At 46.8% G+C, this 524-nt stretch carries 1 protein-coding gene; it reads right to left on the reverse strand.

Annotation, left to right across the window (positions count from 1 at the left end; genetic code table 11):
- On the reverse strand, positions 1 to 497 hold a 497-nt coding region (locus IQR33_RS35060; protein WP_228014249.1), incomplete at its 3' end, for a M20/M25/M40 family metallo-hydrolase.
- Between the last annotated feature and the right edge of the window lie 27 nt (positions 498 to 524).

Here is a 524-nt window from a genome sequence, read left to right on the forward strand (position 1 = left end):
GCTGCTTCTGCAACCAGTACATTCTTAGCATTTTTCGCTATTGATTGAATCCAATCCACAGAGTCCAGAGAACCCGTTTCTTCATCTGGGTTCATGCAGATAGCGATAGACAGCTTATCCAACACCGCTTGGTCTAGATTGCGCATCGCGTATACGATGTTCAGCAAGCCAGATTTCATGTCCGAGACGCCCGGTCCGTAAGCTTTCTCTGCATCTTGAGACATTGGACGAAGCTCAGCAGTACCTACAGGGAACACTGTATCCATATGACCAATCAGCATCACGTCGATTTGCTCAGCTTCCGGCTTGTTTCGAACTTCGAGACCGATGCCCGCTCTACCACAGTCGATGCGTTTTACGCTCCAACCTGACATCGCTTGGTACTTCTCTTCAAATTGAGAAGCGATGAACTCGATACCATCAGTGGTGTAAGTGCCACAATCCACATTGATTAGCGGACGTAGCTCTTCTAGATATTCATTTAGAGAGAATTGCATGACTCACTCCTAGACAAACAGATTCAT

The organism is Vibrio sp. OPT46, assembly GCF_015163535.1.
Lineage (GTDB): Bacteria > Pseudomonadota > Gammaproteobacteria > Enterobacterales > Vibrionaceae > Vibrio > Vibrio alginolyticus.